The sequence below is a fragment of the Pseudomonas graminis genome (genome assembly GCF_001705435.1).
GTDB lineage: Bacteria > Pseudomonadota > Gammaproteobacteria > Pseudomonadales > Pseudomonadaceae > Aquipseudomonas > Aquipseudomonas graminis_B.
This window is the reverse complement of sequence record NZ_MDEN01000069.1, coordinates 346,897-363,837: the sequence shown is the minus strand read 5'-3', so window position 1 is coordinate 363,837 and position 16,941 is coordinate 346,897. Positions and strand designations below refer to the sequence as shown.

General features: G+C 60.6%; 13 protein-coding genes. 5 read left to right on the top strand and 8 right to left on the bottom strand.

Features of this window, described 5'->3' with window-relative positions; all coding sequences use genetic code 11:
* Positions 1-359 precede the first annotated feature (359 nt).
* Positions 360-1,865 carry an MDR family MFS transporter gene (locus BBI10_RS23775; protein ID WP_065992295.1) on the top strand — a complete coding sequence of 502 codons (1,506 nt, stop codon included), beginning with the start codon at positions 360-362 and terminating at the stop codon, positions 1,863-1,865.
* Between the two features lie 18 nt (positions 1,866-1,883).
* Here the strand turns inward: BBI10_RS23775 and BBI10_RS23770 are convergent, their stop codons facing one another.
* Both BBI10_RS23770 and BBI10_RS23765 read right to left on the bottom strand, forming a co-directional pair.
* Entirely contained in the window at positions 1,884-2,744 is an 861-nt protein-coding gene (locus BBI10_RS23770) for a cache domain-containing protein (protein ID WP_065992294.1), read from the bottom strand.
* 228 nt (positions 2,745-2,972) lie between these two features.
* Positions 2,973-3,632, bottom strand: coding sequence for a TetR family transcriptional regulator (locus tag BBI10_RS23765; protein ID WP_065992289.1), 660 nt, complete (start codon positions 3,630-3,632; stop codon positions 2,973-2,975).
* A 254-nt stretch (positions 3,633-3,886) separates the two neighbouring features.
* On the opposite strand from BBI10_RS23765, the gene BBI10_RS23760 reads away from it, so the two are divergent.
* From BBI10_RS23760 to BBI10_RS23750, 3 genes are read left to right on the top strand one after another with little or no spacing between them, the layout of a single operon-like run.
* Complete coding sequence (locus BBI10_RS23760) at positions 3,887-5,047, top strand: efflux RND transporter periplasmic adaptor subunit (protein ID WP_065992288.1); 1,161 nt, start codon at positions 3,887-3,889, stop codon at positions 5,045-5,047.
* A 3-nt stretch (positions 5,048-5,050) separates the two neighbouring features.
* Positions 5,051-8,185: an efflux RND transporter permease subunit gene (locus tag BBI10_RS23755; protein ID WP_065992286.1), complete on the top strand. Its 3,135-nt coding sequence runs from the start codon at positions 5,051-5,053 to the stop codon at positions 8,183-8,185.
* A complete protein-coding gene (locus BBI10_RS23750) occupies positions 8,182-9,648 on the top strand; it encodes an AdeC/AdeK/OprM family multidrug efflux complex outer membrane factor (RefSeq protein ID WP_065992285.1) in 1,467 nt (488 codons plus the stop codon). Before BBI10_RS23755 ends, BBI10_RS23750 begins: the two co-directional genes overlap by 4 nt.
* 91 nt (positions 9,649-9,739) lie before the next feature.
* Here the strand turns inward: BBI10_RS23750 and pcaD are convergent, their stop codons facing one another.
* The 6 genes from pcaD to pcaR form a co-directional block, all read right to left on the bottom strand.
* Complete coding sequence (gene pcaD, locus BBI10_RS23745) at positions 9,740-10,528, bottom strand: 3-oxoadipate enol-lactonase (protein ID WP_065992284.1); 789 nt, start codon at positions 10,526-10,528, stop codon at positions 9,740-9,742.
* 88 nt (positions 10,529-10,616) lie between these two features.
* Positions 10,617-11,906, bottom strand: a complete 1,290-nt coding sequence (locus BBI10_RS23740) for an MFS family transporter (protein ID WP_065992283.1) — start codon at positions 11,904-11,906, stop codon at positions 10,617-10,619.
* A 169-nt stretch (positions 11,907-12,075) separates the two neighbouring features.
* Positions 12,076-13,278, bottom strand: a complete 1,203-nt coding sequence (gene pcaF, locus BBI10_RS23735) for a 3-oxoadipyl-CoA thiolase (protein WP_167355828.1) — start codon at positions 13,276-13,278, stop codon at positions 12,076-12,078.
* On the bottom strand, positions 13,275-14,033 hold the full coding sequence (locus BBI10_RS23730) for a CoA-transferase subunit beta (RefSeq protein ID WP_208600776.1): 759 nt from the start codon (positions 14,031-14,033) through the stop codon (positions 13,275-13,277). The genes pcaF and BBI10_RS23730 overlap by 4 nt, the downstream gene beginning before the upstream one ends.
* 17 nt (positions 14,034-14,050) lie before the next feature.
* Positions 14,051-14,911 (bottom strand): CoA transferase subunit A, encoded by an 861-nt coding sequence (locus BBI10_RS23725; RefSeq protein ID WP_065992278.1) that lies wholly within the window; start codon positions 14,909-14,911, stop codon positions 14,051-14,053.
* A gap of 168 nt (positions 14,912-15,079) precedes the next feature.
* Positions 15,080-15,922: a pca regulon transcriptional regulator PcaR gene (pcaR, locus tag BBI10_RS23720; protein ID WP_065993181.1), complete on the bottom strand. Its 843-nt coding sequence runs from the start codon at positions 15,920-15,922 to the stop codon at positions 15,080-15,082.
* 819 nt (positions 15,923-16,741) lie between these two features.
* Here pcaR and BBI10_RS23715 point away from each other — a divergent pair.
* Positions 16,742-16,939: a hypothetical protein gene (locus BBI10_RS23715; RefSeq protein WP_037014498.1), complete on the top strand. Its 198-nt coding sequence runs from the start codon at positions 16,742-16,744 to the stop codon at positions 16,937-16,939.
* Positions 16,940-16,941: the final 2 nt, after the last annotated feature.

Sequence of the window (16,941 nt, the reverse complement as noted above, 5' to 3'; positions counted from 1 at the left end):
GCTCTGAAACAGTTATCCTACCGGATCGAGGCAAATGTCATGAGAACCACAATAAAAAGACAGTGCGTTTATGTCGTCGCCGTTACTGCCGTGTTGAGCCTGTACGCCGCAGGTGCTTACCGAATCGAACAAATGCGGCAGACGCCCCGCGTGGCGGTGGTCTGCACGATGGGGCATTGCATGCCCACTGATGCGACGTTCAGCGCCCTTCGTTGACGGCAACTGCCGGTCGACGTTACGCGGGTCAACGTACTGCGAAAATCCCCACAGCCTGCTATCGATTAGCAAGCTAACGGACTAGACTTGGCGCAAATTCCTGCGGATGTTCAGCGGGTCAATCTGCCAGTCGAGTCTCATCTGTGACGAGCCTTAATCAACCCCGTCCGGACATCCGCAGCATTCTGTTTGCGCTGATGATGGCCGTGTTTCTCAGCGCGCTGGATCAGACCATCGTCGCGGTCTCAATGCCGGCCATCTCCGCCCAATTCCAGGATTTCGACCTGCTCGCCTGGGTGATCTCGGCCTACATGGTCGCGCTCACCGTGGCCGTGCCGATTTACGGCAAGCTGGGGGATTTATATGGCCGGCGCCGCTTGATGCTGTTCGGGCTGGCGACCTTTACCCTCGCCTCGCTGTTCTGCGCCATGGCCCAGAGCATGGAGCAACTGGTGCTGGCGCGGGTGCTGCAAGGCATCGGCGCCGGCGGCATGGTGTCCGTGAGCCAGGCGATCATCGGCGACATCGTTCCGCCCCGGGAGCGCGGTCGCTATCAGGGTTACTTCAGCGGCATGTACGCCGCGGCGAGCGTCGCCGGGCCGGTGCTCGGCGGCTTCATGACCGAGTACCTGTCGTGGCGCTGGGTGTTCATTATCAATCTCCCGCTGGGGCTGGCGGCCTGGTGGGTGGCGCGCAAAACGCTGGTGGGCCTGCCGATCCCCCAACGCAAACCGGTGATCGACTACCTGGGCACGGTGCTCATGATCATCGGCCTGACGTCGTTGCTGCTGGGCATTACCGAAATCGGCCAGGGTCGCAGCTGGCGCGACGAGTCGGTGGTCCTGCAACTGTCGGTGGCGCTGCTCGCACTGCTGATTTTTGTGCTGTATGAGCGGCGCACTCGCGAGCCTCTGCTGCCCATGCACCTGTTCGCCAATCGCAGCGCGGTGCTCTGCTGGTGCACGATTTTCTTCACCAGCTTTCAGGCCATTTCGCTCATCGTGCTGCTGCCGTTGCGCTTTCAGACCGTCACCGGTGCGGGGGCCGACAGCGCGGCGTTGCACCTGATGCCACTGGCGATCGGCATGCCTATCGGCGCGTACTTTGGTGGCCGCCGCACTTCGCTGACGGGCCGCTACAGACCGATCATCCTCACCGGCGCGGCGTTGATGCCGCTGGCAATCCTCGGTATCGCCTTCACGCCGCCGCAGTCGGCCCTTCTGACGAGCCTGTTCATGGTCCTCACCGGCATCGCCAGCGGCATGCAGTTTCCGACCTCGCTGGTGGGCACGCAGAACTCGGTGGAGGTTAAAGACATGGGCGTGGCGACCAGTACGACCAACCTGTTTCGGTCATTGGGCGGTGCAGTCGGTGTCGCAACGATGTCAGCACTGCTGCTGGCGATGCTCGCCGGTTCAGGGATTGCCCAGGTCGGCGGCAGTTCGATCCCGGGCGAAGGCTCGGGCAATGTGCTGATGGACAGTCTGCACGCCGCTAGCGGTCCCGCGCTTGAATTGCTGCGCGGGCAGCTGTCGATGACCTTTCAGCACCTGTTGATCACCAGCGCAGCCGTGTCGCTGCTGGGTTTGTCTGCTGCACTGGCGATGCCCAACAACCTGCTGCGCGGGCGGGACGACAAGGACCGCTAAACGAACCTGTCAGGGCGATCAGCCGCTGTAATAACCCACCGCCACCAGGAATGCACCGACCTTGCGCACGTAGGCGTGCTTGTGTTCGATTTTGCTGGTGACCGGGTTGCGCCAGCGGTATTCGTATTCGCCTTCAGACTGTTTCTTGACGAGCTCGAGCATCGGAATGCCGACCGGCTTGCCTTCAGGGTCCTTGACCTTGCTGAAGTCGGTATTCACCAGCCGCAGGTTGGTGCCATGGGCGACATAGCGTTTGGTGTCGACGTTCACCACGAAGACGTACAGATCATCTTGCAGAAATCCGCCCTTGAGGTCGTTGATGGCGCGAAGGGTGCCGTCCTTATCCTGTTCCAGCGCCTTGGACGCCTTGTCGAGCAACGCCCTCGCCTGCTCCGGCGAAGCGCGCGGCAGGTAGTAACCGACGGCCAGAACCCGATCGCCGATGCGCTGAAAATACACGCGCTTGCGCTCGACCTTACCGTCGCGCCAGTTCTGCCAGCGATACTCGGCCTGCTGAATGCCGGCGCTTTCCGGGGTTTGCAGCACCTGCTTGAAGTTTTTCTGCAGCTCAGGATCGAGCACCGACGATACGTCACGGCCGATCAGCGCCACCGATGGCCCACCACTTGCCAGCATGATCCCCTTGGTATCGGTGACGAAGACATAACGCTCGCCATCGACGAACTCGCCCTGACGGCTGAATTCGGCGAGCGCCTTGTCACCCTGGACGCGGTAACGGGCCACGGCTTTTTCCAGCAGCCCCTTGGCGGCTTCCGCTTCCTGGACTTCGTCGCCCGCTGCCCACCCGTGTCCGATGCTCAGGGCGGCAAGCGCACCAACCAGAAGTGTTCTGCATGCGTTTTTTGATACGACTGCCATCGCCTCGCCCCCACTCTTATTGGTTATGGGAGGAGCGTAGACGCCAGATTGCAATAGGGCAGCATTCGGCACTTCAATGGGCACCCTGCCTGAATGAGGGCTGAATCACCGTAATCGCTGGGTAAAGCGAGGGTAAACCGCCTGTTCAGCGAAGGTCAGGCGCGGTATAGATACAGGCCAACCGCCACACAGCGCCGTTTTCCCAGGGACCGGCCCGGTGCTGGCAGGTCAGCTGACTGAGAATGCGGGAGACACCGGGTCGCGCAACGCCGGGCTGAAGCGGAGCATGTCGAGAATGCCATCGACCAATCGCTCCGCCTCGTCCTGCAGCGAGAAGCTTTCCGGCACCAGCAGCCACTGGCCGAGAATGCCGTGTATATAGGCGTGCAGGCAGATCGCCGCGCGTTGCGGATTGATGTCAGCGGGGAGCTGGCCTTGCCGGGAGGCGTTACTGAGTGCCAGTGCGATCCGCTCGTTGGCGTCAAGCCAGACAAACTGCCGTTGTTGCCGCATGTCACACATTTCGTCGGTAAATTCGAATTTATGAAACAGGATTTCATTGATGCGGCGGGTTTTAGGATCGCTGGCAACTTGTTGAAACAAATGAATGAGAAGCTTGCGCGTCCATCCCAGTGGATCAACCTCATCTTCGCTCTCACTCGCTCTTGCCATTTCCTCGAGGGGCTCGTGCAGGCTGTCGAGCATCGCCTGGACCAGATCGGCCTTGTTGCTGAAATGCCAATAGATCGCGCCACGGGTCACGCCAGCCAGGGCCGCAATGTCGGCGAGCGTCGTGCGGGAAACCCCTCGATCATAGAAAGCCTGCTCGGCAGCTTCCAGAATCTGCCTGCGGGTTTCCTGAGCCTCTTCTTTCGTGCGTCGGACCATGGCAGTAAAAACCTCTATGAAAATGCGTCAGGCGCTCTGGTCGAGTGGCCTGAACAGCATGTCGGGCGGCCTTTGTAATGCCTTGTCCCGGATCTACAATCGATGCCCTCGGTGCGCTGGAGTGTCACACTCTTGGGTGTTTACAAACAACCGTGAATGTAAGTATATTCATTAGCATCCTACTTATCCAGCAGGAACCCTTTCCCGCCCCTTTCCACTTTTCATGAGTTCAGGCTCCTGACCCGAGGATCTTCATGCAATTCAAGCCAGCTGTTACCGTTCTGGTCACTGCCGTCGCCCTGGCATCGCTGCTCTCCGGATGCAGCAAGAAGGAAGAAGCGGCCGCAGCACCACCGCCCCCTCAGGTCGGCGTCGTTACTCTGAAAACCCAGGCCTACACCCTGACGTCTGAACTGCCGGGCCGGACCACCGCGTTCCGGATCGCCGAAGTACGTCCGCAAGTGAACGGCATCATCCTCAAGCGTCTGTTCACCGAAGGTGGAGACGTCAAAGCCGGTCAGCAGCTCTACCAGATCGATCCGGCGATTTACCAGGCCACCCTGGACAGCGCCAAAGCCACCTACGAATCCTCCAACTCCCTCGCTGGCCGCTACAAGCAGCTGATCAACGAGCAAGCGGTCAGCCGTCAGGAATACGACACGGCGGTCGGTTCGGCCCGCGAAGCGAAGGCGGCGGTGCAGACAGCCGAGATCAACCTGCGTTACACCAAGGTCTACGCGCCGATTTCCGGCCGCATTGGTCGTTCGCTGGTGACGGAAGGTGCGCTGGTCAGCAATGGTCAGGCGGATGCGATGGCCACCATTCAGCAGCTCGACCCGATCTACGTCGACGTGATTCAGTCTTCGGCCGAAATGCTCAAGCTGCGTCGCGAGCTGGAAAGCGGCAAGCTGCAGAAAGCCGGCGACAACGCCGCCAAGGTCAAGCTGGTGCTGGAAGACGGCAGCCTCTACTCAACTGAAGGCAAGCTCGAGTTCTCCGAAGTGTCGGTCGACCAGACCACCGGTTCCGTGACGCTGCGCGCCGTGTTCCCGAACCCGGACCACACGCTGCTGCCAGGCATGTTCGTGCACGCACGACTGCAATCGGGCGTGGCTGAAAATGCGATTCTGGTTCCACAGCAAGGCGTCACCCGCGACCTGAAAGGCACCCCGACCGCACTGGTGGTGAATGCCGATAACAAGGTCGAGTCCCGGACCCTGGTCGCCAACCGCACTATCGGCAGCGACTGGCTGGTAGAAAAAGGCTTGAGCGCAGGTGATCGCGTGATTACCGAAGGGCTGCAATACGTCAAGCCAGGCGCTGAAGTGAAAGTGGCCGAAGCCACCAACGTCAATGCAGCTAACCCGGCAACTGCCCCGGCAACTGATAAAGCCGCAGGCAGCAAAGGGGAGTAATTCATGTCGAAATTTTTTATCGACCGGCCAATTTTCGCGTGGGTAATTGCCCTCGTGATCATGCTGGTGGGGACGCTTTCGATCCTCAAGCTACCGATCAACCAATACCCGGCCATTGCCCCACCGGCCATCGCAATCCAGGTGACCTACCCGGGCGCGAACGCGCAAACCGTGCAGGACACCGTGGTTCAGGTGATCGAGCAGCAGCTCAACGGTATCGACAACCTGCGTTATGTGTCCTCGGAAAGTAACTCCGACGGCAGCATGACCATCACCGCGACGTTCAACCAGGGGACCAACCCCGACATCGCTCAGGTTCAGGTGCAGAACAAGCTCAACCTGGCCACCCCGCTACTGCCCCAAGAGGTGCAGCAACAGGGTATCCGCGTGACCAAGGCGGTGAAGAACTTCCTGATGGTCGTCGGTCTGGTGTCCGAAGACGGCAGCATGGGCAAGGAAGACTTGTCCAACTACATCGTGTCGAACATGCAGGACCCGATTTCCCGTACCTCCGGTGTGGGTGACTTCCAGGTTTTCGGTGCCCAGTACGCCATGCGTATCTGGCTCGATCCGGCCAAGCTGAACAACTTTCAGCTGACGCCGGTCGACGTCAAGACGGCCATCACTGCCCAAAACGTTCAGGTGTCTTCCGGCCAGATCGGCGGTTTGCCTGCGCTCAAGGGCCAGCAGCTGAACGCCACGATCATCGGTAAAACCCGTCTGCAAACGGCCGAGCAGTTCGGCAACATTCTGTTGAAGGTCAATCAGGACGGTTCGCAGGTTCGTCTCAAAGACGTCGCCAAAGTCGGTCTGGGCGGTGAAAACTACAGCATTGACGCACAGTTCAACGGCAAGGCGGCCTCCGGTCTGGCGATCAAGCTGGCGACCGGTGCCAACGCGCTGGACACCGCCAAGGCGATCCGCGCCACGATTGCCCAGCTGGAGCCGTTCTTTCCGCCTGGCATGAAAGTGGTTTACCCGTACGACACCACGCCAGTGGTTCAGGAATCCATCACCGGTGTGGTTCACACCCTGGGTGAAGCGATCATCCTGGTGTTCCTGGTGATGTACCTGTTCCTGCAGAACTTCCGCGCCACCATCATCACCACGATGACCGTGCCGGTGGTATTGCTGGGTACGTTCGGGATCCTCGCGGCGGCTGGGTTCACCATCAACACGCTGACCATGTTCGGGGTGATTCTCGCCATCGGCTTGCTGGTGGACGATGCCATCGTTGTGGTGGAAAACGTCGAGCGGGTGATGGCGGAGGACAAACTTTCGCCGCGGGACGCCACGATCAAATCCATGGAGCAGATCCAGGGCGCACTGGTCGGTATCGCATTGGTGTTGTGTGCGGTTCTGTTGCCCATGGCGTTCTTCGGCGGCTCCACGGGTGTGATCTACCGGCAGTTCTCGATCACCATCGTTTCGGCGATGGCGCTTTCGGTACTGGTCGCGCTGATTTTCACCCCGGCGTTGTGCTCCACCCTGCTCAAGCCGATCGACCACGAGAAACACGGGCAGCCGAAACGTGGATTCTTTGGCTGGTTCAACCGTACCTTCGACCGCAGCGTAGTGAGCTACGAGCGTGGCGTCGGCAACATGCTCAAGCACAAGGTTCCGGCCTTTATCGTGTATGCGCTGATCGTCTGCGGCACCATCTGGATGTTCACCCGCATTCCGAGCGCGTTCCTGCCGGAAGAAGACCAGGGCGTCATTTTCGCCCAGGTGCAGACGCCACCGGGCTCCTCGGCTGAACGTACGCAGACCGTCATCGACAACATGCGTAAGTACCTGCTGGAAGAAGAATCGGGCGCGGTCAATTCGGTGTTCACCGTTAACGGCTTCAACTTTGCCGGTCGCGGTCAGAGCTCCGGTCTGGCGTTCATCATGCTGAAACCGTGGGGCGATCGTGATGCCTCCAACAGCGTGTTCGAGTTGGCCAAACGGGCGCAGCAGCACTTCTTCGGTTTCCGCGATGCAATGACCTTCGCGGTCGTACCGCCTGCGGTACTGGAACTGGGTAACGCCACCGGTTTCGACGTGTATTTGCAGGATCAGGGCGGCGTGGGTCACGCCAAGCTGATGGAAGCGCGTAACCAACTGCTGGGCATGGCGGCACAGAGCAAGATTCTGGCGGGCGTGCGTCCGAACGGTCTGAACGATGAGCCGCAGTATCAACTGGTCATCGATGACGAGCGCGCGCAGGCACTGGGTCTGAGCCTGTCGGACATCAACACCACGCTGTCCATCGCGATGGGTGGCAGCTACATCAACGACTTCATCGACCGCGGTCGGGTCAAGAAGGTGTACGTGCAGGGCGATGCCAGTGCGCGGATGAAGCCGGAAGACTTGAAGAAGTGGTACGTGCGCAATACCGCCGGCGAGATGGTGCCTTTTGCCTCGTTCGCCAGCGGAGAGTGGGTATTCGGTTCGCCGAAGCTGTCCCGTTACAACGGTGTGCCGGCCGAGGAAGTGCTGGGTACTCCGGCGCCGGGTTACAGCACCGGTGAAGCGATGGCCGAGATCGAGCAACTGGCGAAGAAATTGCCGGCCGGCGTGGGTCTCTCGTGGACGGGTCTGTCCTATGAAGAGCGTCTGTCCGGTTCCCAGGCTCCGGCGCTGTACGCACTGTCCATTCTGATCGTGTTCCTGTGTCTGGCGGCGCTGTATGAAAGCTGGTCGATTCCGATCGCCGTGCTGCTGGTGATCCCGCTTGGGGTGATCGGTGCGCTGGTTGCAACGAGCCTGCGCGGCCTGTCCAACGACGTGTTCTTCCAGGTAGGGCTCTTGGTAACGGTAGGTCTGGCAGCGAAAAACGCCATTCTGATCGTCGAGTTCGCCAAGGAACTGCATGAGCAGGGCAAGGGCATCGTGGACGCAACCATCGAAGCCTGCCGGATGCGTCTGCGGCCGATCGTGATGACGTCCATGGCGTTCATCCTCGGTGTAGTCCCGCTGGCGATTTCCTCGGGTGCCGGTGCCGGTAGCCAGCATTCGATCGGTACGGGCGTAATCGGCGGTATGATCACCGCGGTTATTCTGGCGATCTTCTGGGTACCGTTGTTCTTCGTTTCGATATCCTCGCTGTTCAAAGGCAAACAGAAACACACTCCACACGATGAGGCTGGCCAATGAGCAAGTCCCTGATCTCGCTGGCGGTCACCGCGTTCATTCTCGGCGGCTGCTCGTTGATCCCCGATTACAAGCAGCCCGCCGCACCGGTGCCGGCTCAGTTCCCGCAAGGTCCGGCGTATTCGCCGGCCCAGGCGGCGAATCAAGCCGCAGCCGAACAGGGCTGGCGTCAGTTTTTCCATGACCCGGCGCTGCAGCAGCTGATTCAGACGTCGCTGCAAAACAACCGCGACCTGCGCGTCGCCGCGCTGAACATCGACGCCTACCGCGCGCAGTACCGCATTCAACGTGCGGACCTGTTCCCGGCCGTCGCAGCCTCGGGCAGCGGCACGCGTCAGCGCGTTCCGGGTGACCTGTCGCAAACGGGCGAATCCAATATCACCAGTCAGTATTCGGTGGGTCTGGGTATCAGTTCCTATGAGCTGGATCTGTTCGGCCGGGTGCGCAGCCTGAGTGAGCAGGCGCTGCAGACCTACTTCGCCGGCGAAGAAGGCCGTCGCAGCACGCAGATCAGCCTGGTCGCCAACGTTGCCAATGCCTACCTGACGTGGGAAGCGGACAAAGAGCTGTTGAAGCTGACCCAGGACACCTTGGGCGCCTTCGAAGAAAGCCTGCGTCTCACTTCCCGCAGCAGCGAAGTGGGTGTGGCCTCGGCGCTGGACCTGGCGCAGTCGCGCACCTCCGTCGAAAGCGCCCGCGTCAAGCTGGCCCAGTACCAGCGACTGGTCGCCCAGGATGAAAACAACCTGGTGCTGTTGTTGGGCACCAGCCTGCCAGCCAACCTGCCCGCCTCGAAACCATTGAGCGCTGACATGCTCAACGAGATGCCAGCGGGTCTGCCGTCGGAATTGCTGCAGCGTCGTCCGGACATTCTGCAGGCCGAATACAGCCTGAAAGCCGCCAACGCCAACATCGGCGCCGCACGTGCCGCGTTCTTCCCGAGCATCAGCCTCACGGCCAGTGCCGGTACGGCGAGCGGCGATCTGAGCGGCCTGTTCAAGGGCGGTTCGGGGACGTGGTTGTTCGAGCCGACGATCAATCTGCCGATCTTCAACGCAGGCAGTCTGCGCGCAAGCCTCGACTACTCGAAGATCCAGAAAGACATCGGCGTCGCCAACTACGAGAAGGCGATTCAGACGGCGTTCCAGGAAGTCTCCGACGGTCTGGCCGCGCGCAAGACCTACACCGATCAGCTCAAGGCGCAGACGGACTTCGTCAACGCCAACCAGGACTACTACCGTCTGGCCGAGCGTCGCTACCGCATCGGGATCGACAGCAACCTGACCTTCCTCGACGCTCAGCGTCAGTTGTTCAACGCGCAACAGTCGTTGATCACCGATCGCCTGTCCCAGCTCAGCAGCGAGGTCAATTTGTACCGCGCCCTGGGCGGCGGCTGGTACGAACAGACCCCGACCGGCGAGCGTCAGCCGACCGCGGGCGATGTGCCGTCCACCCGCTTGTTCTGATCCAGCGCGTATAAAAAAACCCACCGATTGGTGGGTTTTTTTTGGCTGTCACCACGGCTTTTTCAAGCCGTAGGCGAGCAGCCCGCAGACGTCACGCCAGCAAAAATTCCGTCACGCGCAGGGCGAAGACTTCACCCAACTCGACGCTGGAGAGGTGCGCGGCGTAATAGTCGGAGAGCTCGCTGCCGTGGATGTGGTTCTGCAGAAAATGCCCGTCCGCCACCGTCGTGACGGCGTCATGGCTGCCGCAGATGATCAGCGTGGGTACGGTGATCGAACCCACTTCCTTGCGCAGATCGGTATCCCGGACGGCCGCGCAGCAGGCGGCGTAACCCAACGGGGAAGTTGCCGTCAGTACGTCGGTGATGGGCGTGACTTTGTCGGGGTGCTGACTGGCAAAGCCGGGGGTAAACCAACGCCCAATGGCGCCAGCGCCCATTTCCGTCATTGCCCGCTCACCTCCCTTCTCCACCTGCGCGATGCGCGGTGCCCAGGTTTCCGTGTCGCCGATCTTCGCGGCGGTGTTGCACAGAATCAGCTTGTGCAGCCGGTCGTTGGCATGGATGCCCAGCCACTGACCGATCAGGCCGCCCATGGACAATCCGCAAAAATGCGCGCGGTCGATTTTCAATGCATCGAGCAGCGCCAGCACGTCGCGTCCCAGTTGCGAAAGGGTGTAAGGCCCTTGAGAGACGAGGGACTTCCCGTGGCCGCGCGTGTCGTAACGCACGACGCGGAATGACTTGCTCAGCGCCGGGATCTGCGCGTCCCACATATGCAGGTCGGTGCCCAGTGAGTTGGACAGCACCAGCACCGGCGCATCCACCGGGCCGTCAATTTCATAATGCAGCTCACCGTCTTCGAGTTGTACGAACGCCATGGCAGTCGCTCCGTGAAACACGTGGAATGAGTGTGATCAATAGGGACAGCACGCGCCCGGCAAGGACGCGCGCCTCAAGATCCGGGGATCAGTGATCTTCGTGCAGGTAAGCCGGCTTCTTCGGCAGTCGCAGGCTGAACAGAAAAGCAATCGCCATCATCGCGGTGACGTACCAGTAGAAGGTGTTTTCCATGCCCATGTTCTTCAGGCCCAGGGCCACGTATTCAGCCGAGCCACCGAAGATCGCGTTAGCCACGGCGTAGGCCAGACCAACGCCCAGCGCACGAACCTGAACGGGGAACATCTCGGCTTTCACCAGGCCGCTGATGGAGGTGTAGAAACTGACGATGGCCAGCGCCAGGGTGATCAGCACGAACGCGATGATCGGGCTGGTGGTGGTTTTCAGGGTCAGCAGCAGCGGCACCGTGCACAGCGTGCCCAGCCCGCCGAACCACAGCATCGAAGCGCGACGGCCGATCTTGTCAGCGAGCATGCCGAACACCGGCTGCATGCACATGTACAGGAACAGTGCGCCGGTCATGATGTAGCTCGCGACCTTGGCGTCCATGTGCACGGTGTTGACCAGGTATTTCTGCATATACGTGGTGAAGGTGTAGAAAATCAGCGAGCCGCCGGCGGTGTAGCCGAGCACGGTGATGAACGCCGCTTTGTGATCGCGAAACAACGCAGACACGCTGCCCGCGTCTTTGTTCTGACGGACTTCGGCGGTGGTGGTCTCTTTCAGCGACCGACGCAGCACCAGCGAAATTACCGCCGCCACCGCACCGACCACGAACGGAATCCGCCAGCCGTAGGCTTTCAGCTCATCGGCACTGAGAAACTGCTGCAGAATGACCACGGTCAGCACGGCCAACAGCTGGCCGCCAATCAGCGTCACGTACTGAAACGAAGCGAAAAACCCGCGCTGCCCCCGCAACGCGACTTCGCTCATGTACGTGGCGGTGGTGCCGTACTCACCACCCACCGACAGGCCTTGAAACAGGCGCGCCATCAACAGCAGAAACGGCGCCCAGGCACCGATCGATGCATAGGTGGGAAGACAGGCAATGACCAGCGAGCCCGCACACATCATCAGCACGGAAATCATCATCGAGTTCTTGCGTCCGTGCTTGTCGGCCACGCGACCGAACAGCCAGCCGCCGATAGGCCGCATCAGGAAGCCAGCAGCAAAAACACCCGCTGTATTGAGCAATTGAACGGTCGGGTCATCGGAAGGAAAGAACGCAGGCGCGAAATAGATGGCGCAGAAGGCGTAGACGTAGAAGTCGAACCATTCGACGAGGTTGCCCGATGAAGCCCCGACGATGGCGAAGATCCGCTTGCGCCGTTCTTCGCCGGTGTAGTGAGTCGTTGTCATTATTATCTCCCCAGGTGTTAGTAAGGTCAGCCAGTCTAAGACATAACCTGCAACATTTAGACTTAAGCAGTAACGTTTCGACATCACAAGGACAACCACCCGAGTCAGCAAGTTGCTCCTTTCGTGGAAGCAACCGATGACTCGGGTGGCTGAGTTGCAGGACTGCCGCTTAGCGCGCTATCGCGAGGGCCAGCCCCTGCCCCACACCGACGCACATTGTTGCCAGCGCTTTGCCGCCGCCGGTTTTCTCCAATTGATGCAAGGCCGTCAGCACCAGACGCGCGCCACTCATCCCCAGCGGATGCCCCAGCGAGATCGAGCCACCGTTGGGATTGACCTTCGGCGAGTCGTCGGCGATGCCCAGCTCACGCATGACCGCCAAGCCTTGGCTGGCGAAGGCCTCGTTGAGTTCGATGACGTCGAAATCACTGACCGCCATCCCCAGCCGTCCAAGCAGTTTGCGCACCGCCGGCACCGGGCCGATGCCCATGACGCGTGGCTCCACGCCGGCACTGGCCATGCCCAACACGCGGGCGCGGGGCGTCAGGCCGTGTTTCTTCACGGCTTCGGCGGACGCCAGAATCATCGCCGCCGCGCCGTCGTTCAGCCCCGCTGCGTTGCCGGCCGTGACCGTTTTGCCGGGGCCGTTGACCGGCTTGAGCTTGCCGAGTGCCTCAAGGCTGGTGTCGGCACGGGGGTGCTCGTCGGTGTCGACGACGGTCTCGCCTTTCTTGTGGGCGACCCACACGGGCACGATTTCTTCGGCGAAGAAGCCCGCAGCCTGAGCCGCCGCCGTGCGTTGCTGGCTGCGCAGGGCGAACGCATCCTGATCCTCCCGGGAGATGCCGAAATCCTCAGCGACGTTGTCGCCGGTCTGCGGCATGCTCTCAACGCCGTACCGGTCCTTCATCTGCGGATTGACGAAACGCCAGCCCAGGGTGGTGTCTTCCAGCTTTTGGGTGCGGCCGAATGCCGTGTCGGCCTTGCCCATCACGAACGGCGCGCGGGACATGGATTCGACGCCGCCGGCGATGACCAGCTCCATTTCACCGCAGGCGATGGCGCGGAACGCAGAACCCACCGCGTCCAGGCCCGAAGCGCACAGGCGATTGAGGGTCACGCCCGGCACGCTGGCCGGCAACCCCGCCAACAGCGCCGCCATACGGGCGACGTTACGGTTGTCCTCACCGGCCTGATTGGCGCAGCCAAGGAACACTTCGTCCAGCTCATCCCAGTTGACCGATGGGTTGCGCGCCATCAGGGCCTTGATCGGCAACGCTGCCAGATCATCCGCCCGAACGCTCGCCAGGGCGCCACCAAAACGGCCAATGGGGGTACGAATCGCGTCACAGATAAAGACGTCACGCATCATGCTTCTCCCGGCGTTTGACCATGGGCGGCAGCGGTCCGCGCTTCCAGATCACGCAGCGCGTTCAGTTCGTACTCACTTGGCGCATCGGAATTCGCGACGGTGTCGGCAAAACGCACGTCCCAACCGGTGGCGGCGATCACCTGCTCGCGGGTCACGCCCGGGTGCAGCGTGGTCACGACGAATTCGTGGGTGCCCGCCTCCGGCTCCATGATGCACAGGTCAGTGATAATGCCAACCGGCCCGGCCCCCGGCAGGCCGAGGCGCTTGCGGGCGTCGCCGCCTTCGCCGTGGCCGACTGAGGTCAGGAAGTCCAGCTTGTTAACGAACGTCCGCGGCGACTGCTTGAGGATGATCAGCACTTCTTTGGCCGACCCGGCGATCTCCGGCGCGCCCCCCGCCCCCGGCAGGCGCACTTTCGGGTGGTGGTAGTCGCCGACCACCGTTGTGTTGATATTGCCGAACCGGTCGACCTGAGCCGCGCCGAGAAACCCGACATCGACCCGACCGCCCTGCAGCCAGTAACGGAAGATTTCGCTGGTGGACACCACGGTGTCAGCGGTTTCCGCCAGTTCGCCGTCACCGATGGACAGCGGCAGCACATCAGGCTTGGCACCGATGGGCCCTGATTCATAAATCAGCACCACGTCAGGCGATGACGTCAGGCGCGCCAGATTGGCCGCTTTGGAGGGCAGACCAATGCCGACAAAGCACACGGCGCCATTTTTCAACCGACGTGCGGCGGCAACGGTCATCATTTCGCTTGTGGAGTAGTTCACTTGTTGGTCTCCGCCACATGGGCCAGCTTGCTCTTGAACTCACCGAAATCCCGGGTGCCATGGATGTATTCGTCAATCCAGGCGGTAAACCCCTCACGGTCGCGGGCGATGGCGTCCCACGCCTGATAGAAACGGTTGTCGCGTTCGTAGTAGCCGTGGGCGTAGGAAGGATGAGCGCCGCCGGGCACAAGGCAGACAGCACTGAGCGCCCAGGTTGGCAGCACGCAAGCGTTCATCGGTGCCTTGAGGTCATCGACGATTTCCTCGACCGTGACGATGCAGCGCTTGGCCGCCAACGCTGCCTCTTTCTGCACGCCAAGGATGCCCCACAGCAGCACGTTACCTTTGCGATCGGCTTTTTGAGCATGGATAACGGTGACGTCAGGACGTACCGCCGGCACCGCCGCCAGCACTTCGCCGGTGAATGGGCACGTCACGGATTTGATCAGCGGGTTGACCTTCGGCAGATCGGAGCCGGCGTAAGCACGCAGCACCGCGAAAGGCAGGCCCGACGCCCCCGCCACGTAGGCGTTGGCAAGGTCGGCATGGCTGTGTTCTTCAATCTCCAGGGGTTGCGGCCATTGCCGCTCGACCGCATCGCGAAGCCGATGCAGCGAGCCGACGCCCGGATTGCCGCCCCATGAGAAAATCAGCCGTTTCGCACAGCCTGCGCCGATCAATTGGTCATAGATCAAGTCGGGGGTCATGCGCACCAGCGTCAGGTCTTTCTTCTTCTGACGGATGAGCTCGTGGCCCGCCGCGGTAGGAATCAGGTGGGTGAAGCCTTCCAGCGCAACGGTGTCGCCATCGTTGACGAATTGCGTCACCGCTTCGTGAAGGGAAAGAATTGCAGCCATGGGGTGCTCCAGGTTCACACTTGGTTACCGTGTCTCGACAGAGGCGGCGTTGCAAATGAGGTTATGCCTGGGGCCGAAGCGGAACAATCCGATAATCGACTAAGTGTTCGATCACCGAACGGAGAGTGGTGATTGCGAGCCGGCTGCGTGTGTCCGGCCCTTTAAGCATCAGGTAAAGAGCTGCGTGCTGAGGTCACGGCTGGCATCCAGCATGATGGGCAAGAACTTCTGCTCCAGCTCGTTACGCGTTACCCGACCGGCGCTGGTGCTGACATTGAGCGCCGCGAGCACCTGACCCGATGCGTCGTAGACCGGCACCGCGATGGAACGCAAACCCTGCTCGAGTTCCTGGTCGACAATACACCAGCCCTGTTGTCGCACTTGCTGCAGGCATTCGAGCAAGGCTTCGGGAGTGCGCAAGGTGCGGCTGGTTTTGGGTTGCAGGTCGACATGGTCGAGGTATTCCTGCAACGACACATCGTCCAGCGCCGCCAGCAGGATTCTGCCCATGGACGTGCAGTACGCCGGCAAACGCCCACCCACTGCCAGGTCCACGGAGATCAATCGCTGAGTCGTGGCGGAGCGGGCTATATAAAGAATGTCGTCGCCTTCCAGTGTGGCCATGTTGCAGGCCTCGTGCAGCTGATCACTCATGCGATCCAGATACGGCTGCGACGAGACCGCCAAGGGTGTCGAGGACAAATAGGCATGGCCGAGGGTCAGCACTTTCGGCAGCAGCGAGTACGTGCGGCCGTCAGTGGTGGCGTAACCCAGCTTGATCAGTGTGTGCAGGCAGCGACGAACTGCTGCTCTGGGGATTTCCGTGCGGTGGCTGATCTGCGCGATGGTCAGGTGCCGCTTGCGCTCTTGAAATGCATGGATGACGGCCAACCCTCGCGCCAGAGAGGTCATGAAGTCAGGATCACCGGTGAGCGCCTGAATCCTTTTAGCGGGGGACGCAACAATCGGCGGCGCAAGTGACGTGAAAGAATTACGCAATTGATCGTTCATGCTGGCACCGTTCGTCGTGGCCGCGAAAGCCTTGTAGAACGCCACTCTCGCCTGTTTTGGAACCCACGGCAAGCCAGCTTTGTGCGATTATCGAACGAGTGGGCGATAATCGCAATTGACCGGCCGTACGGTTGCTTATACCTTTCACCTGCCATATGAGGCTTCTTTGGATTACTGGTCAGGTACCCACTGAGAAGTCCCAGGCACGGCCTTGCTAACCCAAGGCCGTTTTTGTCTCTGCCTTTCGCATTTATCTGTAAGCGCATAAATACACATCTGCTATTCGCGGTTTCATAACCCGTGAATTTACGTCGCCAGAAAACTGCCTGTAGCGTTAAACATTTGACTCACCAAGTTACGTCATAAATCGGACTGGGCAACTTAGGAACCTTCGTACATCAAAAAGGTATAAATCCTCAGTTGTCCGACTGCGACAGTCTCGACAGTTGACTCGCCTGCGCATCTTCGCGATAGTGGCCGTCATTGAGGCCCAATACCGCTACCGCGCTGTTTAACCCACCGCCTTATCCGGCATGGATCCAAACTCACGCAGGCATTGCTCGACTCGATCGCAATGTTCAGCGACGGCAGGCCAATACCTTGGTCATTTGCCATCCTGCAGGCAATCAATAAAGAATGTTGCTACGACAGTTTTTTCATTCTGGTGCACGTAGCCGCCCTTGCTTGAAGTGTTAATCATCCTGCGCAGCGCCCCTGCCCGATGAGTACTCCTGATCCGATACATTGCGATCGTCAGGTGCGACACTTCCAGACTCGGCGTCATCACCGGGATTACATTCGACTCGATCAGGTATTAACGTGACCAAAGATGAACTGCGCGCAGAACTAGAGCGCCAGGAACAACGTTACAAAGAAGTGTACGGCGGCGAAGTGACAACATACGCCGCCCAGCCCGAGCCAGAGCGCAAGCCCTGGCGCAAACGGGCCAGCCTGCTTGACCAGGCGTTCAAGCAAGAGCTGCAGAAGATGGAAGAAGAACTCAAGGAAGAGCCTTGAGT